Source organism: Pseudomonas sp. CCC3.1 (assembly GCF_034347405.1).
Lineage (GTDB): Bacteria > Pseudomonadota > Gammaproteobacteria > Pseudomonadales > Pseudomonadaceae > Aquipseudomonas.
In genome coordinates, this window is record NZ_CP133778.1 from 3,745,385 (window position 1) to 3,770,803 (window position 25,419).

Genomic DNA, 25,419 nt, shown 5'->3' on the forward strand with positions numbered 1-25,419 from the left:
CAGCCCATAAAGGGCGCCCATTTATCATTCAAACGACGCGCCATCACTAGACGATGGCGCGTACTGGACCTCAGATACCCTGTTCAACGAAGGGCACAGTCAGGGCCAACGCGGCGTCCAGGGCAGCAGCGTCAACACCACCGCCTTGCGCCATGTCCGGACGACCACCGCCCTTCCCGCCCACTGCCGCAGCGGCCTGCTTCATCAAATCACCGGCTTTGAGTTGGCCAGTCAGGTCTTTGGTTACGCCTGCAACCAGTACGACCTTATCTTCATGAACACTGCCGAGCAGGATCACCGCACGGCCGAGCTTGTTCTTCAGCTGATCTACCAGCGCCAATAGCGCCTTGCCATCTTGACCGTCCAGGCGAGCGGCCAACACTTTCACGCCTTTTATATCCACCGCCGACGATGACAGATCATCGCCCGCAGCGCTTGCGGCCTTGGCCTGCAATTGTTCCAGTTGTTTTTCCAGTTGGCGGTTACGCTCCAGCACAGCCGACAGTTTGTCGACCAGGTTGTCACGCGACCCCTTGACCAGGCTCGCGGCTTCCTTGAGCTGCTCTTCAGCGGCGTTCAGGTAAGCCAGCGCGGCTGCGCCCGTGACCGCTTCAATACGACGAATACCCGACGCCACACCGCCTTCGCTGGTGATTTTCATCAGGCCGATGTCACCGGTGCGCTTGGCATGGATACCACCACACAGCTCCACCGAGAAATCGCCGCCCATGCTCAGCACGCGCACGTTGTCGCCGTACTTCTCGCCAAACAGCGCCATGGCGCCTTTTTGCTTGGCGGTTTCGATATCGGTTTCTTCAGTCTCGACCGGGGTGTTCTTGCGAATTTCGGTGTTGACGATGTCTTCCAGCGCCTTGATCTGCTCAGGCTTGATGGCTTCGAAGTGGCTGAAGTCGAAGCGCATGCGCTGACTGTCGACCAGAGAACCCTTCTGCTGAACATGCTCGCCCAGCACCTGGCGCAAGGCGGCGTGCAGCAAGTGAGTCGCCGAGTGGTTCAGCGAGGTGGCATGACGCACATCGCCATCTACCTGAGCTTCAACGGTTTCGCCGACCTTGAGACCGCCCGCGGCCACCACGCCGTGGTGCAGGAACGCACCGCCGGTTTTGGTGGTGTCACGCACGTCAAAGCGCGCGGCGCCGGCTTGCAGGTAACCGCAATCACCCACTTGACCGCCGGACTCTGCATAGAAAGGCGTCTGGTCGAGAACCACTACGCCCTCGTCGCCTTCATTCAGGGTGGCAACGGACTGGCCTTCTTTATAGAGGGCAATCACTTTGGCCGAGCTGTGGGTCGCGTTGTAGCCGACGAACTCGGTTGGCACGTCAACTTTGACCAACGTGTTGTAGTCCAGACCGAACGAGCTGGCCGAACGTGCACGCACACGCTGAGCTTCCATCTCGCGTTCGAAGCCTTCTTCGTCCACAGTCAGGTTGCGCTCGCGGGCGATGTCAGCGGTCAGGTCCATCGGGAAACCATACGTGTCATATAGCTTGAACACGACGTCGCCCGGCACCACAGTGCCTTTGAGCTCAGCCAGATCCTGCTCGAGGATTTTCAGGCCCTGCTCCAGGGTCTTGGAGAACTGCTCTTCTTCAGCCTTGAGTACACGCTCAATGTTGGCCTGCTCACGCACCAGTTCCGGGAAGCTTGCACCCATCTCGGCAACCAGCGCCGCGACGATCTTGTAGAAGAAGTTACCGGTAGCACCCAGCTTGTTGCCGTGACGGCAAGCGCGACGAATGATGCGACGCAGCACGTAGCCACGGCCTTCGTTGGAAGGCAGCACGCCGTCAGCAATCAGGAAGCTGCACGAACGAATGTGGTCAGCCACGACTTTGAGCGATGCCTGGCCTTCGTTATTGCAGCCAATGGCTTGAGCGGCGGCGGTCAACAGGCTCTGGAACAGGTCGATATCGTAGTTGGAGTTCACGTGCTGCATCACCGCACTGATCCGTTCCAGGCCCATGCCGGTGTCTACCGACGGCGCTGGCAACGGATGCAACACGCCATCGGCGGTGCGGTTGAACTGCATGAATACGTTGTTCCAGATTTCGATGTAACGGTCACCGTCTTCATCTGGCGAGCCCGGCGGGCCGCCCCAGATGTCCGGGCCATGGTCATAGAAAATCTCGGTGCACGGGCCGCACGGGCCGGTATCGCCCATGGTCCAGAAGTTGTCCGACGCGTACGGAGCACCTTTGTTGTCGCCAATGCGGATCATGCGCTCGGCAGGCACGCCCACTTGTTGGGTCCAGATGTCATAGGCTTCGTCATCGCTGGCGTAAACCGTCACCCAGAGCTTGTCTTTCGGCAGTTTCAAAACGCCGGTCAGGAAAGTCCAGGCGAAGTTGATCGCGTCTTTCTTGAAATAATCGCCAAAGCTGAAGTTGCCGAGCATTTCAAAGAACGTGTGGTGACGTGCGGTGTAACCGACGTTTTCCAGGTCGCTGTTCTTACCACCGGCTCGCACGCACTTCTGGCTGCTGGTCGCTCGGGTGTAAGCACGTTTTTCTTGACCCAGGAAGCAGTCCTTGAACTGGTTCATCCCCGCGTTAGTGAACAGCAGGGTCGGGTCGTTATTCGGGACCAAGGAGCTGGAAGGGACACGGGTGTGACCTTGCTCCTCGAAGAAGCGAAGGAAGGCTTCACGGATTTCTGCGCTTTTCATAGGTTCTTCCACGGAGGCTGCGGCCAGAGGCAAGTAAATCACGTCAATCGACAGTGCGACTCGCAAAGGGCCGCATTATATCGGCCCTTCGCCTCGGGTACAGCGTGTTTATACGATAGCGGCAAGCAATTGGACGGATTGCAAGCTTATTGATGGGAAAAGGCGCTGAAAACCTCGATGGTTTGCTCGATCTGGCTGCGACTGACGTCCATGTGCGTCACCAGACGCAAGCGCGGTGCCGCACTGATCTTGATCCCGCGCTCTGCTGCAAAGTGTTTGAGCGCCTCGGCCCTCCCGTTCACCTGCGCGTACACCATATTGGTCTGCACCGGCTCAACCTCATAGCCGGCAGCGCGCAGGCCTTCGACCAGCAACTGGGCATTGGCATGATCATCGGCCAGACGCTCGACCTGGTTGTCTAGCGCGTACAGGCCTGCCGCTGCCAGTTGCCCCGCCTGACGCATGCCGCCGCCGAGCATTTTGCGCAAGCGCCGGGCCTTGCCAATCAGGTCTGCGGTGCCGCACAGCACCGAGCCCACAGGCGCGCCCAGGCCTTTGGAAAGGCACACCGAGACCGAGTCGAAATGCCGGGTAATGTCGCCCGCATCGACACCCTGTTTGACCGCCGCGTTGTACAACCGCGCGCCATCAAGGTGCAAGGCCAGGCCATGCTCACGAGTCAGTCGACTGGCGGCGGCCAGGTATTCGGCCGACAAGACCTTACCCTGCATGGTGTTTTCCAGCGCCAGCAAGCGAGTGCGGGCGAAGTGAAAGTCGTCAGGTTTGATCGCGGCAGCGACCTGTTGCAGATCCAGACTGCCATCGGCTTGCACGTCCAGCGGCTGTGGCTGAATAGACCCCAACACCGCTGCACCGCCGCCCTCGTACATATAGGTGTGCGCCTTCTGCCCGACGATGTATTCATCGCCGCGCCCACAATGCGCCATCAACGCCAGCAGATTGCTCATGGTTCCGGTGGGCACAAACAGCGCCTTGGCAAAGCCCAGGCGCAAGGCCATCTCGGACTCCAGCTTGTTCACGGTAGGATCTTCACCATAAACATCGTCCCCCAACGCAGCACTCGCCATGGCCTCACGCATACCGACACTGGGTTGGGTCACGGTGTCACTGCGCAGATCAATAACCGTCATGTAAAAATCCTCAGCCATGTGAGATGAGCACCTCGGGATACTCATCGGGAATGTCCCTGTCGGACAAGAATACCCGCATACCGGCATCGAAAAAAACGATGGCTATTAGCAAAAAGCAGCGATGCATCTTTGAAACATATGTGATACAAAATGTCCGCCGCCAGAAATGCTGGTGGCAACGTTCTCAGGGCGGGGTGCAACTCCCCACCGGCGGTAATTGCGCGCAACGCGCATAGCCCGCGAGCGCTTGGTACTTACGACAGCGTTTAGCTGAAGAGGTGGCAAGGTCAGCAGACTCGGTGTGATTCCGAGGCCGACGGTCATAGTCCGGATGAAGAGAGAACGGGATTGGCGCCAAAGGGCCGTCAACCAGGCAGGCATGTACCGTTCACGGTGCCCACCTTCTGGAACGTACCCTTAAATCCCATTCAATTCATAAGCCCTGTTTTTCACACAAACAGGAGTCAGAACATGCAACCCACCGCAATTCATCACAACGAGCGCGTCGCTTTTATCCAGGCCAGCTGGCACAAAGAGATCGTCGATCAGAGCCGTAAAGGCTTTCTGGCCGAAATGCTGCTGCAGGGCTACCAGGAAAGCGATATCGACTTTTTTGAAGTTGGCGGCGCCTTTGAAATCCCGCTGCACGCCAAGCTGCTGGCCAAAACCGGTCGTTATGCCGGTATCGTCGGCGCCGCACTGGTCGTTGATGGCGGCATCTACCGCCATGATTTCGTGGCCCAGTCGGTCGTCAGCGGCTTGATGCAAGTGCAACTGGAAACCGAAATCCCGGTGTTCTCGGTCAGCCTTACGCCGCACCACTTCCACGCGGGCGAAGAGCATCAGAAGTTTTTCTTTGATCACTTCGTGCACAAAGGTCAGGAAGCGGCGAAAACATGCGTTGATACCTTGCAGAAAATCCGCGCTATCAAGCGTCTGGATACCCAGCAAAAACGCGCGGTGTAATTAGCTCGCAAACAAAAACAGGCCCTTCAAAGGGCCTGTTTTTGTTTGCGCCTTTATGTAGGAGCGAGCATGCCTCGCGATCTTTTAAAAGATCAAAAGATCGCGAGGCAAGCTCGCTCCTACAGTTGATCAGCAGGCTACGCGAGCGCCTTCACGGGTTCGATGATGATCCCGGCACGCAAGCCGTTCTTGACCTTGGGGTTCGGGAAGATGATCCGAGCGCCCTCCTCCTCGATAACCCAACGGGTTTTCGGCGCATCTTGCGCCAGCAAGTAACCCTTGGGCAGCTCGCAAAAGTTCTCGACATCAGCCGGCAAGTGCAGGATGAACGCATCGCTGTGCTTGATCACTTCACGTGCCACGCTGAACAGCTGCAAACCCTCCAGAGAAGTGTCTTCCAGTGGCTGCTCGGTGCCTTCGATGATGTGCTTCAAGCGCAACTCCAGACGTTCGACGTTAACCCCGGCGTTTTGCCCAAACGGTCGGGCTTTACCCAGCTCCAGGGTAAAGGCCTCGGCGCCCAACTGATCGTAGGTGTAGGCGCTGAACACAATGGAAGGCTTGTTCTGCAGCAACACCGCTTCCATCCCGGCAGCGCGCAGGCGTGCAAGCTCCAGGCGGGAGTGCTCACGCCCTTCTTTATAGGGATACAACGCGAACTGCTCGATTTTCGAACCGCGAATGGCCGTGTGCAGGTCGTAATGCAGACGCGTGCGCTCAGGCTGATTGAAAAACGCCTCAGCCAGATGCTCAAGTTCGCAGGCGCGCAAGGCTTCTGGCCCGCTGCTGCTTTCGTGGCGGCCATTGAACAGGCGGTTAAGGTCTTCTTCGACAAACCGTGCGCCGGTGCGCATGGCACCCGGGTTGCCAAACAGAAACAGAATTCGGACTCGCGGCTTCACTTCGCCACGAGCAATGGCATTCAACAGGCGATCCAACAGCTCGATCGGCGCTGTTTCATTACCATGGATGCCAGCCGACAGCAGCAAATCCATGCCGCTGTCGCGCGCCTCGGGAGGACGCACTTCGAGCGCGCCCTCGGCCAGCCAGCGCATCCGCACGCCGTCGACAGTCAGTTGAGTTTTCTCGGCCGGTTCACGTCCGGCCAAGGTCAGTTCAAGCAGTTTGCCGAGAGCGAGCATAACGCTTCCTTAATCAGTGATTACAGTCTGGGCCGTGCACGTGACCGTCTTCGCCATCTTCGTCGCTCAAGTCAGCCGGCTCCATTTCCAGTTGCAGACTAACAAGGTTAGTCGCCAATGGACGCAGCAGCAGGTTGGCGTATTCAGCATCGCCTTCTTCAACATCAACACCGATCAGCAACTGGCCACGGCCGTCTTGTTGAATCCACAGCTCTTTGCCCTGCCACAGGATTGCGACGCGGGTGCAGGACGTTTCCAGTTGCGTGCCATCAGTGTCTTCAAGGATCAGCTGCAGGGAATCGCTCATAATTTCGCTCTCATTGGAAAGTCAGATGGCGCGCCTTAAAGGGTCGGCGCGCGCATGTTCAATTGATCTGAAACGGGTAAACCGAGCCCAGTTTAAGGATTTGCGTCAGTTCATCCAGTGCCGTCCGGCATTCAAGCAACAACTGAGGGTCTGCCAGGTCGCTTTCGCGCAGGGCATCGCGGTAGTGCTTGTTCACCCAGCCGGTCAACGTGTCATACAACGGGGCGGTCATGATAACCCCCGGATTGACCGCCGCCAGCTCAGTTTCATTGAGCGCGACGCGCAGTCGCAGGCACGCCGGGCCACCGCCGTTTTGCATGCTCTGCTTAAGATCAAACACCTTCACTTCACGAATCGGGCCGCTTGCGCTGGTCAAACCTTGCAGGTACTGCCAGACACGCGGGTTCGCACGGCACTCTTCGGGCACGATCAGCAGCATCGAACCGTCAGCACGGCTGAGCAACTGGCTGTTGAACAAGTAAGAACGCACCGCATCCTCTACAGCCACCTGGTCACGCGGCACGCTGATGGACTGGAACTGCGCCCCGCGTGCGGCCAGCTTGCGGCGCAATTCGTCGAGCATGGCTTCGGTATTCAGAAACGCATCCTGGTGATGGAACAGCAACTCACCGTTGCCGACCGCGATCACGTCGTTATGGAACACGCCCTGATCGATCACCGACGGGTTTTGCTGGGCAAACACCACACCCTCCTCGCTCAGGCCGTGCAACCGCGCTACGGCTTGCGAGGCTTCGAGGGTCTGGCGGGCCGGGTACTTTTGCGGCGCCGGGTAACGGCTGTCGAACGCGCTGCGCCCGTAGACAAAAAACTCAACCCCGGCCTCGCCGTAGTCACGGCAAAAACGTGTGTGGTTGGCCGCGCCTTCGTCACCGAACTGGGCCACAGCAGGCAATGCCGCGTGGTGCGCAAAGTGTTGCTGATCGGCAAACATCGCCCCCAGCACACGGCTGGTAGTCGGGTGCTCGATGCTGCGATGGAATTTGCAGTTGAGGTTGGCGGCCGTGAAATGCACGCGACCGTCCGCCGTGTCGGCGCTAGGGCTGACCGTGGCTGCGTTGGCCACCCACATGCTGGAGGCCGAGCAACTGGCAACCAGCAAAGGCATGGCTTCTTTAGCGGCGCGCTCAATCACTTGCGCGTCGGTCCCGGCAAAGCCCAGGCTGCGCAAGGCGCCGACGTCCGGGCGCTCTTGCGGCGCTAGCACGCCTTGGACAAAGCCCATGTCCATCAGCGCTTTCATTTTTTCCAGGCCTTGCAGCGCCGCTTCCTTGGGGTTGGAGGCTTGCTGACTGTTGCTCTGGGACGCGACGTTGCCAAACGACAAACCGCCGTAGTTATGGGTCGGCCCCACTAGACCGTCAAAATTGACTTCAAAGGATTTCATCGGTGAGGCTCCGGAAAACGTTTGTATATAGACGAGGTACAACACATGACCTGTGGGAGCGGGCTTGCTCGCGATAGCATGACCGCAGCCTAACCGTAAAACCGCGCTGCCTGTATCGCGAGCAAGCCCGCTCCCACAGTGATGATATGAGGCTTCAGGACAAGCGAACGCCTGGCGTCAGCGCCGCGGGCAGCGCCAGGGTCGGGGTTTCCAGCGATGCCACCGGGTACGCGCAATAATCGGCTGCGTAATACGCACTGGCGCGATGGTTGCCCGACGCCCCTACCCCCCCAAACGGCGCACTGCTGGCTGCACCCGTCAGTTGTTTGTTCCAGTTCACAATCCCGGCCCGGCTTTCCAGCCAGAACTGCTGGTAACGCGCCTCGGAGTCCGACAACAAGCCCGCCGCCAAACCAAATGCAGTGTTGTTGGCCTCGGCAATCGCCGCGTCAAAGTCGGCGTACCGAATGACCTGCAACAACGGCCCGAACAGTTCTTCGTCGGAACGCTCGCTGACAGCGGTCACATCAATAATGCCGGGCGTCAGCAACGCGGCAGTCGCGTTCGGCTGGGTCATTCTCAGCAGTACCTGCGCACCGTTCTCGATCAGCAGCGTCTGCGCGGCCAGCAAATCTCGCGCGGCTGAAAGGGAAATCACCGAGCCCATGAACGGCGCTGGCTGCTGATCAAACGCACCGACGTCGATGTCTTTGCTGACCGCGACCAAACGCTCAAGCAGGCTGTCGCCCCAGGTACCTTGTGGCACCAGCAAACGGCGAGCACACGTACAACGTTGACCGGCCGAGATAAAGGCCGACTGAATAATCGTATAAACCGCAGCGTCCAGATCGGCCACCTGATCGACCACCAGCGGGTTGTTACCGCCCATTTCCAGCGCCAGGATCTTGTCCGGACGACCGGCGAACTGCTGATGCAGGCTGTTGCCCGTACGGCTCGATCCGGTGAAAAACAAGCCATCGATGCCTGCGTGGGCCGCCAGTGCCACACCGGTCTTGCGGGCGCCTTGCAACAGGTTCAACACGCCTGCTGGCAGACCCGCTTCAACCCAGCATTTGACCGTCAGCTCAGCGACTTTCGGGGTCAATTCGCTCGGTTTGAACACCACGCTGTTGCCCGCCAGCAAGGCCGGGACAATATGCCCGTTAGGCAAATGACCCGGGAAGTTGTACGGGCCAAACACCGCCACCACGCCATGCGGCTTGTGCCGCAGAACAGCGGTGGCATCACCCAGCGGACCGCTTTTTTCACCGGTGCGCTCGCGATAGCTTTGTACCGAGATCGCCACCTTGTTGATCATGCTGGTGACTTCGGTGGCCGACTCCCACAGCGGCTTGCCGGTTTCTTCACCGATGCAATGCGCCAGCTCATCAGCGTGAGTTTTCAGGCTCGCGGCGAAGGCTTCAAGCACCGTCAGGCGCTCCTCGAAAGAACGTTTGGTCCAGCCCGGAAAGGCCTGACGCGCCGCCTTGACCGCCTCGAACACCTGTTCGGCATTGGCCGCATGGCCGGTCCACAGTACCTGTTGGGTCACCGGATTCAGCGATTCCATGGCTTCGCCCTGACCGTTCTGCCAGGCGCCTGCGATGTACAACGTGCTCATTATTTGGACTCCCGTGGGGCAACTGGCTGCGCGGACAACGGTACGGCACGCACTTGATCGCCCGCACTCAGCTGCAGGCGTTTGGCGGTCAGTTTGTCGACCACCAGGGTGCCGGCAGCCCAACGCGCCGGAGCGGCGGTGATGCGGCAATCTTCGCGTTTGCGGTTGTGAATCAGGTAAGGCGTGGCGTCGTCGCCCGGCGTGCCAATGGCCAGCACCAGCGTTTCGCTGTCGCGCACGGCGCGAATCTTGGTGGTTTCGCACTCCACAGCCGGGCCCGCGTCAAAAATATCGACATAGCCCTGGTAGCTGAAGCCTTCGCTTTTAAGCATGTTCAAGGCGGGCTCGGTGTGGGTATGCACCTTGCCAATCACCGCGCGGGCGTCTTCGGACAAGAAGCAGGTGTACACCGGAAACTTGGGCATCAGCTCGGCGATAAAGGCTTTGTTGCCCACGCCGGTCAGGTAGTCAGCCTGGCTGAATTCCATTTTGAAGAAGTGCCGACCCAGGCTTTCCCAGAACGGCGAGCGGCCACTTTCATCCGACATGCCACGCATTTCAGCAATGATCTTGTTGCCAAACAGTTCGAGGAATTCAGCGATAAACAGCATCCGCGCCTTGGCCAGCATGCGTCCATTGAGGCCGTTGCGGTAATCGGCACTGAGGAACAACGAGCACAGCTCAGAGTTGCCCGTCAGGTCGTTGGCCAAAAACAGGGTCGGGATTTCACGGTAGATGTTCAGTTCCTGGGAGGCGCTGACGGTCAAGCCAACCCGAAAGTTGTACCACGGCTCTCGCAGGCCGACTGCGCCCGCAATGGCTGAAATGCCGACGACTTTGCCGTCGTCATCTTCAAGCACAAACAGGTAGTCCGCATCGCCGCGCTCGGCTTCGCCACGGAAGGTTTTTTCAGCCCAAGACACACGGTGCAGCAGGCGCTGTTCGTTGGCCGGCAAGGTAGTCAGGCCGGTGCCCGTGCTGCGGGCCAGTTCAATCAGGGCCGGTAAATCGCTATTGCGTACAGGACGAACGATCATGCTATCTCCTTAAACAGGGCTCGCTGGCGAACCCCGTGAAACTCGCTCAAACGCGTTAAACCGCAACCACTCGCACGCTGGCACCTTCGCCAACGCCCAGTGCTTCGGCCGCTTCCAGATCCAGCATGACCGGCTTGCCCGGCGCCCAATCGAGCTCCAGCAATACGGCGCGGTAATCCTGCAACTGGGCATTTGCAACCAGGTACTGGCGACCGCCGCCCTTGCTCAGTTCACCGATCTTGACCGGAACCACGCGACTTTGAGCAATCGAGCGGATGCCCGAAACCCGCGCATGCAGGGTCGGGCCGCCGTCGAAAATGTCGATGTAATGATCCGTTTCAAAACCTTCGCGCATCAGAATGTCGAAGGTGATTTGCGCACGCGGGTGCACCTGCCCCATCGCCTCTTGAGCCGTATCGGGCAGCAACGGTACGTAAATCGGGTAATGCGGCATCAGTTCGGCGAGGAACGTGCGGCTTTTGAGCCCGCACAGGCGCTCGGCGGCAGCGTAGTTCAAGTCGAAGAAGTTGCGACCAATGGCGTCCCAGAATGGCGAGTCGCCATTTTCATCGCTGTAACCGACGATCTCGGTCACTACCGAATCCGCAAAACGCTCCGGATGATTGGCCACAAACAACAGACGACCACGCGAGTTAAGCTCGGACCAGGCCGTGCCGACCAGATCCGGAACCACGTAGAAGCTGGTCAACAGACTGTTGCCGGTCAGGTCGTGACACTGGGACAGCACGTGAATCTTGTTGTGAATCTTCAGCTCGCGCGAGGCGTGAACGAAGGTCTCGTTGCGAAAGCTGTAAAACGGCTCGGAGTAACCGGCCGATGCCACGATGGCTGAACAGCCCACCAGCTTGCCGGTGGCCGTGTCTTCAAGAACAAAAAAGTAGCTTTCTTCACCGTTAAAGCTGACTTCGGCTGCAAACGAAGCTTCGGACGCAGCGATCTTGTCGCGCAGGCGTCCGGTGTCGTCCGGCAGTGAAGTGACACCAATCGGGCTGTCCGCAGCCAGACGCTGTACCTCGTCCAGGTCAGCCATTTGCGCGGGGCGCATCACCAGCATGGTGTCACTCCTTAATCCAGAAAATAAAAAATGGGGCCCTGTGGAGCAACTCACCTCGTGATCTTTGAAAGATCGCGAGGCGAGCTCGCTCCTACAGAGTTGTGTTACGGATCAGGCTTGCGTCAGGTTTTTCACTGCGCGCTCGAAACGATCGAGGCCTTCGGTGATGTCTGCGTCTTCAACCACCAGGCTTGGCGCGAAACGCACCACGTCCGGGCCCGCTTGCAGGATCATCAGGTTTTCTTTTTCAGCGGCGTTGAAGACGTCTTTGGCGCGGCCTTTCCAGGCATCGCTCAACACACAGCCGATCAACAGACCCATGCCGCGAACTTGCGAGAACAGGCCGTAGTGCTGGCCGATTTGCTCAAGACGGGTTTTAAACAGGTCGTGTTTGGCTTTAACGCCGTTCAACACCTCTGGCGTGTTGATCACGTCGATCACGGCGTTGCCCACCGCGCACGCCAGCGGGTTGCCGCCATAGGTGGTGCCGTGAGTGCCAACCACCAGGTGTTTGGCCAACGCTTCGGTGGTCAACATGGCCGCAATCGGGAAACCGCCGCCCAGGCTTTTAGCGCTGGTCAGGATGTCCGGGGTCACGCCGTAATGCTGGTAGGCAAACAGTTCGCCCGTACGGCCCATGCCGGTTTGCACTTCGTCAAACACCAGCAGCGCATTGTGCTGATCGCACAGTTCGCGAGCGCCTTGCAGGTACGCCTGCTCAGCCGGCAGAACGCCACCTTCGCCTTGAATCGGCTCAAGTACCACCGCGCACGTCTTGTCCGAAATCGCCGCTTTCAGCGCGTCGAGGTCGTTGAACGGGATGTGCGTAATGCCGGTGATTTTTGGACCAAAGCCGTCGGAGTACTTCGACTGCCCGCCCACGTTGACCGTGAACAGCGTGCGGCCGTGGAAGCTATTGAGGGCGGCGATGATTTCGTATTTCTCAGCACCGAAACGGTCGAACGCCACGCGACGGGCCAACTTGAAAGCGGCCTCGTTGGCTTCGGCGCCCGAGTTACAGAAGAACACACGCTCGGCGAAAGTCGCATCCACCAGCTTTTTAGCCAGGCGCAGCGCAGGCTCGTTGGTGAAAACGTTGGATACATGCCACAGGTTATTGGCCTGTTCGGTCAGCGCGCCAACCAGCGCCGGATGGGCGTGGCCCAACACGTTAACCGCAATGCCGCCTGCGAAGTCGATGAGTTCGCGCCCCGATTGATCCCACACTCGGGAACCGGCGCCACGCACAGGAATGAAAGCAGCAGGTGCGTAGTTCGGAACCATGACCTGATCGAAATCGGCGCGTTGCACCGGGGCTTGCTCAACGGACATCGGAGTCTCCTGATGAGAAACGCCTGCCTAAAATGGCGAGCGATGGGGGGATTGTAAGGACTGATGGGGATGCGGCCTTGCCGCCAAGCGACAACTTCTTATAGCGCCCAACCACGGTTTATCGGGGTTTACGCCAATGCGACATATTACGTCGCAAAGACGCAGTTTAAACGCTGGACAGCCCGAACGGCAGCGCTAGCTGGCTTTGTTTTACCCGCAAGCCATGACGCTTTGCACACCCTGCAGATTTGTGCGTTCTGCAGGGGCTAATTATTTGTCCGCTGAGCGCTGAATCCTGATCTGTCGCGGTCGGCTTCCAGCAGGTATTTGCGCTTTTTTTCAGTAGCCCCGCAGGCGATGTTGGTGGCTGACACGGCCTTTATTCATGGCTGACACAACATACCGATAACTGAGTCTTTATGAGAGACGAGAGCATGACTATGGACACGCACATCGCCGCTGCACCGCAACTGCCCGCTCCAACCTTAATTCACCATGAGGTTATCAAGGCCCTGCTTCCCGACTGGATAACTCAAACGCCCGAGTCAGGCCTTCAGGCACTGAAGCAATTAAAACCCGACCCAAAACACAGACCAGACCAACTGCCACCTGCCCAGCAACATGCGTTAAACCAGGCCCATATCGAGCACTGGAAATCGCACCATAGCAGCGCGCAATTACTGGAAAGTCTGCAAGACATTCATACCTTTGCCCAGCCATTGCTGATCAAAGCCCTCAATCAACACTACAACGTTGATCTTGAACTAGACCTCAAACGCACCTTTATCAATCTCTACCTCCCGCTCAAGTTGCCTTTGCTGGGGCTTGATACAGGCGCCGCCAAAAACTGGCGCGTCTCAATGCTCGATGCGGCCCTGCACAACTTCGAAGCGTTTGAAGGCGATGACGATGCTCACACGCCAGACTCAGGATTCATTACCCAGCCATCAACCACAGGGCAATACCAAACGCTGGAAGCACTGAACACACAACTGCCGGTGGCGAGCTTTATAAAACTGTGCCGCACGCTGGATATTGGCAAACAGTACAAAGCTCACCTCGACACGGCGCTGGGCATCAATAACCCGCACCAGGCACTCAGTGTTAAAACCGCGGTCAGGCACAGCCTTAGAACAGCCTTTGAAGCCTCCATGCATCACGCGCTAGCCCATAAAGACATCCCGCAAACCGTCTACAACTCGCTCGCAGCGTTGGGCGACACGCGAGGCTGGACCCACGAGACCCCGCCCACCCTCCACCCGTACAGCATGGTCTTGCAAGGTGTCACGCTCACCGGGGTGCTGGTGTTTTCCTACAAGGCTGCCTTGCCACTGAACACCACTGAAGTCGTTGTCTACTTGCCCGACGACCCACACCATCCGCTCAAGCATTACAGCTCGCTGGATGAGTTTGTCGCCACGATGGCTAAGCAACTTCGTCAAAACGACTATCAGCAATACTTCAGCCGTTTCATCGATCACAAGGACCTCGGCACATTCTTTGGCACACTGAAGCACACGCTATTCAAGGCCATCAGCCCCACAGGCCAACCACTCGAAGGCCGCCCCGAAGACTACCCGGTCGAAGTCATTTACATCCCGATAGAACACCCGACTTTAAGTGTTGCCCTGTTCAATCTCGACCACGAGTACAGCGAATACCTTTATTTACAGAAGCACCGAAAAATACTGGCGGATGCACCCTTGATTGCCGTCAGTACAGACACCGAAGATCAAAAAACCCGGCATGACCGCCATGAGCGCCTTAAACGCCTACTGGAAGGCATCGTGAATGCGGTTGAGTTTGTGGCTGCTATTTTTGTCCCGGTCATTGGCGAACTGATGATGCTGCAAATGGCCTATCAGATACTCGACGACGTTTACGAAGGCATTCAAGACTGGGCACACGGCAAAACCCTGGAAGCTTGGGACCATTTGTTTAACGTTGTGAGCAGCGTGGTTCAGATTGGCGCACTCGCCATTGGCGGCAAAGTACTGAGCGAAGCGCTCCCCCTTTCCACATCGCCTTTTATCAACCGCTTAAAACCTGTGACGCTCCCCAGCAGCGAGACCCGCCTGTGGGAGCCGAACCTGACCCCTTATGAACACCCCGCCCCTTTGCCAGAACATCAGACACCGACCGACATCGGGCTGTATCACCACGAAAGCGTTCAGTACCTGCCCCTCGAAGGGAAAAACTACCGCGCCGAGATGTCTTCGCATACCCCGGGCTACCGCATCAAACACCCCACCCGGGAGCAGGCTTACTCACCCCGCGTGCGACACAACGGAACAGGGGCCTGGTCAGCAGAAACCGAACAGCCTCTGCACTGGAATGACACCCAACTGTTCAAGCGCCTGAATCCAACGGCGGCTTCATTTTCTGACACGCTGGCTGCGCGCATCCTCGCCATCACGCAAACCGATCCGGGCGTGTTGCGCAAGATGCATGCAGACGCACTGCCGACACCCGCCCTGCTGTCAGACAGCATCCAGCGCTTCAGGATCGATCAGGACATTCAGCGTTTTATCGAGCACATGGAAAGTGCAGACCCGCTGATTCAACAGCAGGCCGATCCGCAAACCCAACTGCAACTCCTGACCAGCGCAGACACATGGAGCCCTGCTAAAGCCCTGAAGGTCGTGAACGAGAAAGGCGAGACGCTGGCTCAATACCCGGCATCCTCAACCCCAGCCGACTGGATACACATCAATGACGCTGAACTGCGCCAGGGAGGCTTGCTGAAAACGCTGCTGCAAGCCCTGGACGAGAACGAGCTCAAGATATTGCTGGAAATCAGCCCTGCATTCGCAGACCCGCTACCCAACCTGGCAGCCCAAACCCGCACACTGGGCAACTTGCTGGCGCGCGAAGCCCGGCTCAAGCGAATCCAGCTGTTCAATTCGCGATACGCCTCGCTCGATCCGCAGGCCAACGCTGAAGTTACGCTGCTGCAAAAAGAGCACCCAGGGCTACCGACCAAGGCCGCGCAAGAATTGATCTGGCATGCCAGCGGCGGCGAAGTGCAGCAGTTGCTGAATGAAAAAACCATCCCGGCCCGGCTTCAAGAAGAAGCCCGCCAATTGCTTGTACAAACCCGAATCAATCGCGCCTATGAAGGTTTGTTCCTCGACTCCGCGGCCAGTGTCGACAGTGAATGGCTGACCCTGAAAAGCATTGAGGCCTTGCCCGGCTGGTCAAAAGAGGTGCGCATTGAAATTCGCGAAGAACACTTTGAGGGTACGCTGAACAACAGCCTGGGCAACGAGAATGCTCCCCTGCGCAAAGTGCTGGTCAAGACAGGCAACCGTTACAGCGCACGTGACGCACTGAATCAAGAACTGCATGGCCCGGATGATCTTTACAGCGCCCTGCTGCACGCCCTGCCCGACCATGAGCGTAATCAACTGGGCTTCCCTCACGTAGGCCAAGGCGGCGAGCTGAAAGCACGCGTGCACCAAGCCCCGCTCCTTGATCGCCTGCCCGTTTACCTTTACATGGACCAGCCACCTGTAGCCGAGGGCTTCAAGTCGCCCATGGAACTGGCGCATGGGCGCGCCAGCTACCCCTTGTTAGGCGCGGACGCCCCTGAGTCCTCGGGCTCCAGCATTGCCGCAAAAGTATATGCGCTGTATCCCAACCTGAACGTCGTCGAACGGGGGCGCATTATTGCGACCTTGCCAACCCAAGAATCCCAGGCAATGCAACGGCTGGCCGAACTTGAGCAAGAAGTTCAGACACTGCGTGATGACATGGAAGTGTGGACGGTCGATGCACCGGCCGTTAACCAGCGAACAGGCGATTTGATTTCGCCACTGGCCAGAATAGCGATTGTTCAAGACCGACGCGCATTCAGCAGAGAACTCGAACGATGCTGGCGCAGACAAACTGCGTTCGACAACCACTACGCAGACGCTACACGAGATGGGTTTGAGCTGACGTTTACCCGAACGATACTGGACAACATGCCCAACATCAGCGCCGATTTCAGCCACGTGACTTACATGTCCTTGAGAGGAACGGGGCCAGTCACTGGCGTTAACGAGTTCTTGCAACATTTCCCCAAGTTACGTGTATTGAAACTTCAAGGCTTTGCGCTTGATGCCTTGCCAGAGTCGCTGTTTTCAATGCAGAACATCACCGAGTTGTATCTCGAAGACAGCAACATCACGCTCACCCCCGCATCGGCCCAAGCCTTCGCCGGACTGGAAAACCTGGAACACATCGATCTTGATAACAACCCGCTCGGTATCACGCCCGACTTCGGCAACATGCAAAACTTGAATTCGGTCTTCCTGAGCAACACTGAACTCAGCGAGTTCCCGACCTCGCTTCTGGGGCTGTCCGATATTGAAACGATTGATCTGAGTGACAACCTCATCATCAATCTGCCGTCCGGACTCTTCGAGGCCCCGGCATTTATCACCGAGGCGCTCGACCTGGCAGGCAACCCCCTGTCCGAAGAGAGCCTGAACCAGGTGCGCGGGTATTTCAGTCAGACCGGCATAGACATGAATCTTTCATTCGATGGCCTGGATCCCGCCAACATCGATGTCGATATCGTTGAACTTGATGAGTAGCTTCAGCCTCGCTCGGCAGGCACCGAAGACAGTTCGAACGGGCTGCTGCTGCGACGCTGGTTGCGATCTTCACGCGGCGTTGCGCCAAAGAAGTTGCGGTACGCACTGGAGAAATGCGGCCCCGAGGAGAACCCGCACGACAGGCCGATCTGAATAATCGACTTGCTGGTTTGCATCAGCATTTGCCGAGCCTTGTTCAAGCGCAGCTCAAGGTAATACTGGCTCGGCACGCGATTGAGGTACTGCTTGAAGATCCGCTCCAACTGACGACGCGACACGCACACATGCTGTGCAATTTCGTCAGTGGTCAGCGGTTCTTCGATGTTGGCCTCCATCAACAGCACGGCTTGAGTCAGCTTGGGATGGCTTGAGCCGAGGCGGTTTTGCAGGGGAATACGCTGACGCTCACCGCCTTCACGAATCCGCTCGACGACCAATTCTTCGGACACCGCACCCGCCAGCTCGGCGCCGTGATCGCGGGCCAACAGCGCCAGCAGCAAATCCAGCACCGACAGCCCGCCGCACGCACTCAAACGATCACGATCCCAGTCAAACAGATGGCTTGTCGCAATCACCTTGGGGAAGCGCTCGGCAAAATCATCCTGCCAGCGCCAGTGAACCGCCGCCCGATAACCATCAAGCAAACCCAACTGCGCCAAGGGGTACACACCGGCAGACAGCCCGCCTATCACGCAACCGGCACGCACCAGTTGCTTGAGCGCACTGCTTAGCGCGGGCGCTATAGACGCCGGAGGCTCATCGGCCACTAGGAACAGTTTCTGACAGCCTTCGAGCTTTCCGGCCCACGGCTCACCCGGCAATTGCCAGCCGCTGGCGGCGGTGTCGGTCTGCGCTTCGGCGCACAGAAACACCAATTCATAGGTCACTTCTGGATGCACCCGCTGGGCGACCCGCAAGGCCTCCTCAGCCAGCGCCAGCGTCAACGCTTTCGTGCTGGGCCAAATCAGGAAACCTATTCGTTGGGCAGTCATGGCATGCAATCCGAAGCTAAAACAGTGTTAATGCCGAAGGTGGCAACAACCAAGCTAGATCAGCCACCACAGAGCGGGCAAGCATGCACTAAGTTGGTGCAAAAAGCAGTCTTACATCACAATTAAGAACTGCACACGACCAACTGTAGGAGCGAGCTTGCCTCGCGAGCTTTTGATGGTTTAAAAGCTCGCGAGACAAGCTCGCTCCTACATCGGTCATGCGTTATTACTTTAGGCTGCCCGACAAGAACTGCTGCAAACGTTCGCACTGTGGATTGACCAGCACTTCACGCGGGTTGCCGCTTTCTTCAACAATGCCTTTGTGCAGAAATACCAACTGGTTTGACACTTCGCGGGCAAAGCCCATTTCGTGCGTCACCACCACCATGGTCCGACCTTCGAGGGCGAGGTCTTGCATCACCTTCAGCACGTCGCCAACCAGCTCCGGGTCGAGGGCCGAGGTCGGCTCGTCAAACAGCATGACCTCCGGCTCCATCGCCAGCGCACGGGCAATGGCCACACGCTGCTGCTCACCGCCGGACATATGCCCCGGATAAGCCTCTTTACGATGGGACACGCCGACCTGGTTCAGGTAGTGCTCGGCCTTTTCCCGCGCTTCTACCTTGGTCATGCCCAGTACATGCACGGGCGCTTCCATGATGTTTTCCAGCGCGGTCATGTGCGACCACAGGTTGAAATGCTGAAACACCATCGACAGGCGCGAACGCATGCGCTGCAACTGTTTAGGGTCTGCGGCGACCAGCGCGCCGTCTTTTTTCGCGACCAGTTTCAGCTCTTCATTGTTGAGCAGGATCTTGCCGGCATGCGGTTGCTCAAGCAGGTTGATGCAACGCAAAAAGGTGCTTTTGCCTGAACCGCTGGAACCGATGATGCTGATCACATCACCTGCCTTTGCAGCCAGAGACACGCCTTTCAGCACCTCGTGACTGCCGTAGCGCTTATGCAGGTCTTGGACTTCAAGTTTGTACATGCTGTCGGTTCTCACAAAAACAGTGGGTCAGACGTTGAGCGCACAGCTCAACTCTCAGGCCTTGCGCGGGGCCATGTAGCCCAGCCAGCGGCGTTCAGCCAATTTGAACAGGCGCACCAGAATGAAGGTCAGGCACAGGTAGAACACACCCGCGGTGATGTACGCTTCAAACGGCAAGTAGTACTGCGCATTGACAGTCCGCGCGGCCCCGGTGATATCGATCAAGGTCACGATGGACGCCAGACTCGTGGTCTGCAGCATCATGATCACTTCGTTGCTGTACTGCGGCAGCGCCCGGCGCATGGCCGACGGCAGCAAAATACGGCGATACATTTTGGTACGCGACATGCCCATGGCCTTGGCCGCTTCAATCTCGCCATGGGGCGTGGCCTTGAGGCTGCCCGCGATGATCTCAGCGGTGTAGGCGCTGGTGTTGATCGCAAATGCCAGGCAGGCGCAGAACGTTGCACTGGACAACAAAGGCCACAGAAAGCTTTCACGCACCGCATCGAACTGAGCCAGGCCGTAGTAGATCAAGAACAGTTGCACCAGCATCGGTGTGCCGCGAATCACGTAGGTGTACAGCCACGCCGGGAAGTTGACCCACGGCTGCTTGGAAACCCGCATCAAACCCAGCGGCAACGCGACCAGCAAGCCAAAGAACAGCGAAATACCCAGCAGCTTGAGCGTCTCAAGCAAACCACTCAGGTACAGCGGCATGCTGTCCCAAATGACGTTGTAGTCGAAGATCATAGATCAGCCGCCTTTACGCCTACCGAGTAGCGCTTTTCAAGTTGTCGCAACGCCAGCAGCGAAACACTGGTCAACACCAGGTACAACGCTGCTACGGCCAGGAAGAAGGTAAAAGGTTCGCGGGTCGCATCGGCTGCCTGCTTGGCCTTGAACATCATGTCTTGCAAGCCGACCACCGAAATCAGGGCCGTGGCCTTGGTCAATACCAGCCAGTTATTGGTAAAGCCCGGAATCGCCAGACGGATCATCTGCGGCACCAATACCCGGAAAAACACCTGAAAGCGGCTCATGCCATACGCCATGCCGGCTTCAGCCTGACCTTTGGGAATCGCCATAAAGGCCCCGCGAAAGGTCTCGGACAGGTACGCACCAAAGATAAAGCCCAAGGTGAAAATACCGGCCAGCAAGGGATTCAGGTCGATGTAATCGTCGTAGCCAAGCATCGGCGCGACGTTGTTCAGCAAATTCTGCCCGCCGTAGAAAATCAGCAGGATCAGTACCAGATCGGGAATCCCGCGGATGACGGTTGAATACAGATCGCCGAGCCAGGCCAGCCAGCGCACTGGCGACAGGCGCAATGAAACACCAATCAGACCTAGAACAATGGCCAGGGCCATGGATGACAAGGCGAGCTGAAGCGTCAGCCAAGCACCATCGAGGATGACAGCCCCGTAGCCTTTCAACATGATTCCGGCCCTCAAAAATTAGGATGAAAAAATGGCGCAAACTTCAGAGATCCTGTCGCTTGCGCCATTTCAGACTTACAGCAGCGATGATTTACTTGGCTTCTGGCCCGTAAATATCGAAGTTGAAGTATTTTTTCTGGATTTCGTCGTACTTGCCGTTTGCACGGATCGCCGTGATTGCACCGTCGATTTTGTCTTTCAGCTCTTTATCACCCTTGCGCACAGCGATGCCGATGCCGTCACCGAAGTACTTGGCGTCAGTGAACGAAGGCCCTACGAATGCGTAGCCTTTGCCAGCCGGGGTATCGAGAAAGCCTTCCTGCAACAGGGTGGCGTCGGCCACAGTGCCGTCCAGACGACCGGCTTCGATGTCCAGGTAGATCTCGTTCTGCGAGCTGTAAGGCACAACAGTGGCGCCTTTAGGAGCAAAGACTTCCTTGGCGAAACGGTCGTGAATCGAACCGCGCTGCACGCCGATCTTCTTGCCCTTGAGCTCTTCAAGCGAATCAGAAACGGTCGTGCCGTCCTTGAGCACCAGGCGAGCCGGGGTCAGGTAGTAACGGTTGGTGAAGTCCACAGACTTCTTGCGGTCGTCAGTGATCGACATCGAGGACAGGATGGCGTCGATCTTGCGCACTTTAAGTGCTGGGATCAGACCGTCGAACTCTTGCTCGACCCATACGCACTTGACCTGCATCTGCTCACACAGGGCGTTACCGATGTCGTAGTCAAAGCCCACAATGCTGCCATCCGGCGCCTTGGAAGCAAACGGAGGGTAGGCAGCTTCAATGCCAATCTTCAGCGGCTTTTCAGCAGCGAAAGCCTGCAGGGACAGCACGGAAAGTGCCAAGGCGCCAAGAAGCACGAGTTTCTTCATCTTAGGACTCCATCGGTAAAGGGCAATAAATGCAGAATGAGCGCGAGCCCAATATGCGGAGGTTAAACCGGGAATGCGGCGCCACGTCCTACTGGCGTTGCACTGAGATCAGCGCAACTACGACGAGCGAGTGACCGGCATTCTAACGACAGGCTTCAAGCCGTAATTTCTTCAATGCGACAACAAATTACAGATGCACCGAGAAAGGCGACTCCAAGCATTGACAGCTCTTCAAATTCATGCAAGAGCAAAAGACATAGAACCTGTATGAGTTGCAAATAGCGGGCCTATTATTCGCAAACCCTTCTATTCCGGCAAGTGTAGCGTTTCATCTTATTTTTGAAGGCCCACACAAAGGCTCTAAAACAGTGCTTTGGGTGTCACAAAGCCCCGTTTTTGTGCGCACGGTTACACATGAGGTAACACCTGTAGCTGCCACACAAAACCTGTAGCCGTTGCCGCAGGCTGCGATGGGGCGCGAAGCGGCCCTGCTTTTAAAAATTGAAGGCGAAGGCCCTTCGGCCCTTATCGCAGCCTGCGGCAGCGGCTACAGGCTGTCAGAAAAAAGCCCCGCCAAGTATGACCTGGCGGGGCTTTGTGGGCGCTAAAGACGCGTTACGCGACCTTCATGCTCTTGTGGGTTTCAACCAAATGTTGCACCACGCCCGGATCCGCCAGGGTCGAAATATCGCCCAGACCGTCATATTCACCGGTGGCAATTTTGCGCAAAATCCGACGCATGATTTTGCCCGAGCGTGTCTTCGGCAAGCCCGGCGCCCACTGAATGACATCAGGCGAGGCAATCGGACCAATCTCTTTGCGCACCCAGTTTTTCAACTCCAGACGCAACGCTTCGCTTGGCTCTTCGCCACCATTTAGCGTGACGTAGACATAAATGCCCTGCCCTTTGATGTCATGCGGCACGCCAACAACGGCAGCTTCGGCGACTTTAGGGTGCGCAACCATCGCGCTTTCGATTTCAGCGGTGCCCATGCGGTGGCCCGACACGTTGAGCACGTCGTCCACACGGCCGGTGATCCAGTAGTAACCGTCTTCATCGCGACGCGCGCCATCACCCGTGAAGTACATGCCACGGAAGGTCTTGAAGTAGGTATCAACGAAGCGATCGTGATCGCCGTACAAGGTACGCGCCTGACCCGGCCACGAATCCAGAATCACCAGATTGCCCTCGGCCGCGCCTTCGATCAGGTTGCCCAGGTTGTCTACCAGGCCTGGCACCACGCCAAAGAACGGACGCGCCGCAGACCCTGGCTTGAGTGCGTGTGCACCCGGCAGCGGGCTCATCATGCAAGCGCCGGTTTCGGTCTGCCACCAGGTATCCACAATCGGGCAGCGCTCTTTACCGACAGTCGTGTAGTACCAGTTCCAGGCCTCGGGGTTAATCGGCTCGCCCACCGAACCCAGCAGGCGCAAGCTGGAGCCATCAGCATCTTTAACGGCCGCCTGACCTTCGGCCATCATGGCGCGAATGGCCGTTGGCGCGGTGTAGAGGATGTTGACCTTGTGCTTGTCGACGATTTTCGACACCCGGGTGATGTCCGGGTAGTTCGGCACCCCTTCAAACAACACGGTGGTCGCACCGTTGGCCAGCGGGCCGTAGACGATGTAAGTGTGGCCAGTCACCCAGCCCACGTCAGCCGTGCACCAGTAGACTTCGCCCGGACGGTAATCGAACACACGCTCATGGGTCAGCGCGGCATACAGCAGGTAACCGCCGGTGGTGTGCTGCACACCTTTTGGTTTGCCCGTGGAGCCGGAGGTATAGAGGATGAACAGCGCTTCTTCTGCGCCCATTTCTTTGGGCGCGCAGTGGGTCGAAGCCACTGCCATCAAATCGTGATACCAAATGTCACGGTGTTTGTACCAGGCAATGTCGCCGCCGGTACGCTTGAACACGATGATTTTCTGCACGCTTGAGGTGTCAGGGTTGGTCAGTGCCACGTCGACATTAGCCTTCAGCGCTGTGCGCTTGCCGCCACGTACGCCTTCGTCGGCCGTGATCACCACTTTGGATTTGCAGTCGATGATCCGGCCGGCCAGCGCTTCAGGCGAGAAGCCACCGAACACCACTGAGTGAATCGCGCCGATGCGGGTACAGGCCAGCATGGCGACAACCGCCTCAGGCACCATGGGCATATAGATAGTCACAACATCGCCACGGTGTACGTCCTGGCCGCGCAGGGCGTTGGCCAGTTTGCACACTTCTTCGTGCAGTTCACGGTAGGTAATGTTGCGCTGCTCGGAAGGGTCATCGCCCTCCCAGATGATCGCGACCTGATCGCCGCGCTCGGCAAGGTGGCGGTCCAGGCAATTGTAGGAAACGTTAAGAGTGCCGTCCGCAAACCATTTGATGTCGACATGGTGGTCATCGAAGGAGGTCTGTTTGACAGTCGTGAACGGCTTGATCCAGTCAAGACGCTTGGCTTGATCACGCCAGAAGCCATCCGGGTTGACGACGGACTGCTGGTACATCGCCTTGTAGGTCGCCTCATCCGTCAGCGTATTGGCTGCAACTTCAGGGCGTACGGGATACAGGGAAGCGGCACTCATGTTTCATACCTCAATGTTTGTAGTTGTTGTTTTATGACCCTGTTTTAGCCGGGCCTACGCGTGAGATCCATTCGACGTTGGTAGTAAGAAACACACAGAAAAACCATGGTTTTTCCGCGCAAGGCTCAAGACCAATGCTTACAGCGCTTTACCTTGCGCCGACGGATTTGAAATACCTGCAAACACAGCCTGTTTTCGACGATTGTTGCAGAATCTGTCAACAGTCTTTATCAAAAGTCCCTCTATATGCCTGCACGGCACAGGCCTAAAATTCATCTCGCCAACCAAGGCACTGCGATTAACGCAAGTTACAGCCCCCACGAAGGCCTATTTAATCGCTCTTAACTAATCCAGTTCCACACGCAGCCTCACAAGGGTTGCGTGACCCAACTCGACCCAAGACAGGTAAAAAAGAAATGAAAGCGTTGTTAGTTCTGGCCCTCAGCAGTGTGTGTTTAAGCGCTTTTGCTGATGAAGCAAGTACTCAGGTTTCGCAGCAAAAACCAGCCGTAGAACAGTATTCCTACTCTTCCGAACTTGATATTGCCAAAGTGATTTCCATGAGCGAGATCCCCAGTGTTTGTGAGGTAGTACCGGCTCAAATGGTTTATCTGGACTCGCACGGCATGCAGCACACCCTTGAATACCGCGTCATGGGCAACGGCTGCTCCAACGGTTGATTGACGGGCTCACATCTTACTTAACGCTCAATCACCTTATTTGTTATATGCGATCCAACGCGGCACTTAACTGCAACTTTTAATGCACTCGCTTACTTGATTGCAGAGTTACCTGCCTGCGCTTATATCGCCAGAGAATTATCAAATGAAACGCGCTTTAATCATGGCTTTAAGCTTGTCTGTACTTGCCGGCACTGCCTTTGCTGCTGACGGTTATGACCGCACTCATTCGGCTACTTTCGCCGAAGACGGCTACAACAACACCCGCTCGGCCACTTTCGCCGAAGACGGCTACGACAACACCCGCTCGGCCACTTTCGCTGAAGACGGCTACGACAACACCCGCTCGGCCGCTTTCGCTGAAGACGGCTACGATCGCACCAATGGTCATCGTTTGAGCTAACACCGCCTCGACTTAACGCCCGGTTTCGACCGGGCTTAGTCTGCTCCGCAAAAAAGCCCCGCAACACCCTCCCCGCGCCCCAGCCGCAGCTATGCTTATGTCCAGGCCAAATTTAGGGCATTTCGTCGCATCGACCGAAAAAAAACTGGCTGAAATACCCT

At 57.4% G+C, this 25,419-nt stretch carries 19 protein-coding genes and 1 riboswitch; of the genes, 4 read left to right on the plus strand and 15 right to left on the minus strand.

What is annotated here, in order from left to right; translation table 11 throughout:
* Positions 1-70: 70 nt before the first annotated feature.
* Both alaS and ltaE read right to left on the minus strand, forming a co-directional pair.
* A complete protein-coding gene (gene alaS / locus RHM56_RS16410) occupies positions 71-2,689 on the minus strand; it encodes an alanine--tRNA ligase (RefSeq protein WP_322233944.1) in 2,619 nt (872 codons plus the stop codon).
* 146 nt (positions 2,690-2,835) lie between these two features.
* On the minus strand, positions 2,836-3,840 hold the full coding sequence (ltaE, locus tag RHM56_RS16415) for a low-specificity L-threonine aldolase (RefSeq protein ID WP_322233946.1): 1,005 nt from the start codon (positions 3,838-3,840) through the stop codon (positions 2,836-2,838).
* A gap of 176 nt (positions 3,841-4,016) precedes the next feature.
* Positions 4,017-4,188: riboswitch (FMN riboswitch) on the plus strand.
* Positions 4,189-4,311: 123 nt separating this feature from the next.
* Here ltaE and RHM56_RS16420 point away from each other — a divergent pair.
* Positions 4,312-4,806, plus strand: coding sequence for a 6,7-dimethyl-8-ribityllumazine synthase (locus tag RHM56_RS16420; RefSeq protein WP_322233948.1), 495 nt, complete (start codon positions 4,312-4,314; stop codon positions 4,804-4,806).
* 137 nt (positions 4,807-4,943) lie between these two features.
* Here the strand turns inward: RHM56_RS16420 and astE are convergent, their stop codons facing one another.
* From astE to RHM56_RS16455, 7 genes are all read right to left on the minus strand, one after another.
* Complete coding sequence (gene astE / locus RHM56_RS16425; RefSeq protein ID WP_322233951.1) at positions 4,944-5,948, minus strand: succinylglutamate desuccinylase; 1,005 nt, start codon at positions 5,946-5,948, stop codon at positions 4,944-4,946.
* Positions 5,949-5,961: 13 nt separating this feature from the next.
* Positions 5,962-6,255 carry a topoisomerase II gene (locus tag RHM56_RS16430; protein WP_322233952.1) on the minus strand — a complete coding sequence of 98 codons (294 nt, stop codon included), beginning with the start codon at positions 6,253-6,255 and terminating at the stop codon, positions 5,962-5,964.
* Between the two features lie 58 nt (positions 6,256-6,313).
* Entirely contained in the window at positions 6,314-7,660 is a 1,347-nt protein-coding gene (astB, locus tag RHM56_RS16435; protein WP_322233954.1) for an N-succinylarginine dihydrolase, read from the minus strand.
* A 154-nt stretch (positions 7,661-7,814) separates the two neighbouring features.
* Positions 7,815-9,284, minus strand: coding sequence for a succinylglutamate-semialdehyde dehydrogenase (gene astD / locus RHM56_RS16440; protein WP_322241795.1), 1,470 nt, complete (start codon positions 9,282-9,284; stop codon positions 7,815-7,817).
* Entirely contained in the window at positions 9,281-10,318 is a 1,038-nt protein-coding gene (gene astA, locus RHM56_RS16445) for an arginine N-succinyltransferase (protein WP_322233956.1), read from the minus strand. The genes astD and astA overlap by 4 nt, the downstream gene beginning before the upstream one ends.
* 55 nt (positions 10,319-10,373) lie before the next feature.
* Positions 10,374-11,393, minus strand: a complete 1,020-nt coding sequence (gene aruF, locus RHM56_RS16450; RefSeq protein WP_322233958.1) for an arginine/ornithine succinyltransferase subunit alpha — start codon at positions 11,391-11,393, stop codon at positions 10,374-10,376.
* 111 nt (positions 11,394-11,504) lie between these two features.
* Positions 11,505-12,725 (minus strand): aspartate aminotransferase family protein, encoded by a 1,221-nt coding sequence (locus tag RHM56_RS16455; protein ID WP_322233960.1) that lies wholly within the window; start codon positions 12,723-12,725, stop codon positions 11,505-11,507.
* A gap of 434 nt (positions 12,726-13,159) precedes the next feature.
* Between RHM56_RS16455 and RHM56_RS16460 the strand changes: the two genes are divergently transcribed.
* Positions 13,160-17,305 carry a leucine-rich repeat domain-containing protein gene (locus tag RHM56_RS16460; protein ID WP_322233963.1) on the plus strand — a complete coding sequence of 1,382 codons (4,146 nt, stop codon included), beginning with the start codon at positions 13,160-13,162 and terminating at the stop codon, positions 17,303-17,305.
* 2 nt (positions 17,306-17,307) lie between these two features.
* Here the strand turns inward: RHM56_RS16460 and argR are convergent, their stop codons facing one another.
* From argR to acs, 6 genes are all read right to left on the minus strand, one after another.
* The gene (argR, locus tag RHM56_RS16465) at positions 17,308-18,297 is read right to left on the minus strand and encodes a transcriptional regulator ArgR (RefSeq protein WP_322233967.1); all 990 of its coding nucleotides are present in this window, start codon (positions 18,295-18,297) and stop codon (positions 17,308-17,310) included.
* A gap of 226 nt (positions 18,298-18,523) precedes the next feature.
* Positions 18,524-19,288 carry an ABC transporter ATP-binding protein gene (locus tag RHM56_RS16470; protein ID WP_322233970.1) on the minus strand — a complete coding sequence of 255 codons (765 nt, stop codon included), beginning with the start codon at positions 19,286-19,288 and terminating at the stop codon, positions 18,524-18,526.
* 54 nt (positions 19,289-19,342) lie between these two features.
* Positions 19,343-20,041 carry an ABC transporter permease gene (locus RHM56_RS16475; protein WP_322233973.1) on the minus strand — a complete coding sequence of 233 codons (699 nt, stop codon included), beginning with the start codon at positions 20,039-20,041 and terminating at the stop codon, positions 19,343-19,345.
* Positions 20,038-20,727, minus strand: a complete 690-nt coding sequence (locus RHM56_RS16480; RefSeq protein ID WP_322233975.1) for an ABC transporter permease — start codon at positions 20,725-20,727, stop codon at positions 20,038-20,040. Before RHM56_RS16480 ends, RHM56_RS16475 begins: the two co-directional genes overlap by 4 nt.
* A gap of 91 nt (positions 20,728-20,818) precedes the next feature.
* Complete coding sequence (locus tag RHM56_RS16485; RefSeq protein WP_322233977.1) at positions 20,819-21,604, minus strand: ABC transporter substrate-binding protein; 786 nt, start codon at positions 21,602-21,604, stop codon at positions 20,819-20,821.
* Positions 21,605-22,219: 615 nt separating this feature from the next.
* Complete coding sequence (gene acs, locus RHM56_RS16490) at positions 22,220-24,175, minus strand: acetate--CoA ligase (RefSeq protein WP_322233979.1); 1,956 nt, start codon at positions 24,173-24,175, stop codon at positions 22,220-22,222.
* Positions 24,176-24,591: 416 nt separating this feature from the next.
* Between acs and RHM56_RS16495 the strand changes: the two genes are divergently transcribed.
* Together RHM56_RS16495 and RHM56_RS16500 are read left to right on the plus strand one after the other, a co-directional pair.
* Positions 24,592-24,855: a DUF2790 domain-containing protein gene (locus RHM56_RS16495; RefSeq protein ID WP_322233981.1), complete on the plus strand. Its 264-nt coding sequence runs from the start codon at positions 24,592-24,594 to the stop codon at positions 24,853-24,855.
* Positions 24,856-25,000: 145 nt separating this feature from the next.
* Positions 25,001-25,258: a heme utilization protein gene (locus RHM56_RS16500; RefSeq protein WP_322233983.1), complete on the plus strand. Its 258-nt coding sequence runs from the start codon at positions 25,001-25,003 to the stop codon at positions 25,256-25,258.
* Positions 25,259-25,419 lie beyond the last annotated feature (161 nt).

Bases quoted from the DNA above. Each gene is read 5' to 3' on its own strand.
- alaS (WP_322233944.1), bottom strand. From the start codon at position 2,689: ATGAAAAGCGCAGAAATCCGTGAAGCCTTCCTTCGCTTCTTCGAGGAG.
- ltaE (WP_322233946.1), bottom strand. From the start codon at position 3,840: ATGACGGTTATTGATCTGCGCAGTGACACCGTGACCCAACCCAGTGTC.
- RHM56_RS16420 (WP_322233948.1), top strand. From the start codon at position 4,312: ATGCAACCCACCGCAATTCATCACAACGAGCGCGTCGCTTTTATCCAG.
- astE (WP_322233951.1), bottom strand. From the start codon at position 5,948: ATGCTCGCTCTCGGCAAACTGCTTGAACTGACCTTGGCCGGACGTGAA.
- RHM56_RS16430 (WP_322233952.1), bottom strand. From the start codon at position 6,255: ATGAGCGATTCCCTGCAGCTGATCCTTGAAGACACTGATGGCACGCAA.
- astB (WP_322233954.1), bottom strand. From the start codon at position 7,660: ATGAAATCCTTTGAAGTCAATTTTGACGGTCTAGTGGGGCCGACCCAT.
- astA (WP_322233956.1), bottom strand. From the start codon at position 10,318: ATGATCGTTCGTCCTGTACGCAATAGCGATTTACCGGCCCTGATTGAA.
- aruF (WP_322233958.1), bottom strand. From the start codon at position 11,393: ATGCTGGTGATGCGCCCCGCGCAAATGGCTGACCTGGACGAGGTACAG.
- RHM56_RS16455 (WP_322233960.1), bottom strand. From the start codon at position 12,725: ATGTCCGTTGAGCAAGCCCCGGTGCAACGCGCCGATTTCGATCAGGTC.
- RHM56_RS16460 (WP_322233963.1), top strand. From the start codon at position 13,160: ATGACTATGGACACGCACATCGCCGCTGCACCGCAACTGCCCGCTCCA.
- argR (WP_322233967.1), bottom strand. From the start codon at position 18,297: ATGACTGCCCAACGAATAGGTTTCCTGATTTGGCCCAGCACGAAAGCG.
- RHM56_RS16470 (WP_322233970.1), bottom strand. From the start codon at position 19,288: ATGTACAAACTTGAAGTCCAAGACCTGCATAAGCGCTACGGCAGTCAC.
- RHM56_RS16475 (WP_322233973.1), bottom strand. From the start codon at position 20,041: ATGATCTTCGACTACAACGTCATTTGGGACAGCATGCCGCTGTACCTG.
- RHM56_RS16480 (WP_322233975.1), bottom strand. From the start codon at position 20,727: ATGTTGAAAGGCTACGGGGCTGTCATCCTCGATGGTGCTTGGCTGACG.
- RHM56_RS16485 (WP_322233977.1), bottom strand. From the start codon at position 21,604: ATGAAGAAACTCGTGCTTCTTGGCGCCTTGGCACTTTCCGTGCTGTCC.
- acs (WP_322233979.1), bottom strand. From the start codon at position 24,175: ATGAGTGCCGCTTCCCTGTATCCCGTACGCCCTGAAGTTGCAGCCAAT.
- RHM56_RS16495 (WP_322233981.1), top strand. From the start codon at position 24,592: ATGAAAGCGTTGTTAGTTCTGGCCCTCAGCAGTGTGTGTTTAAGCGCT.
- RHM56_RS16500 (WP_322233983.1), top strand. From the start codon at position 25,001: ATGAAACGCGCTTTAATCATGGCTTTAAGCTTGTCTGTACTTGCCGGC.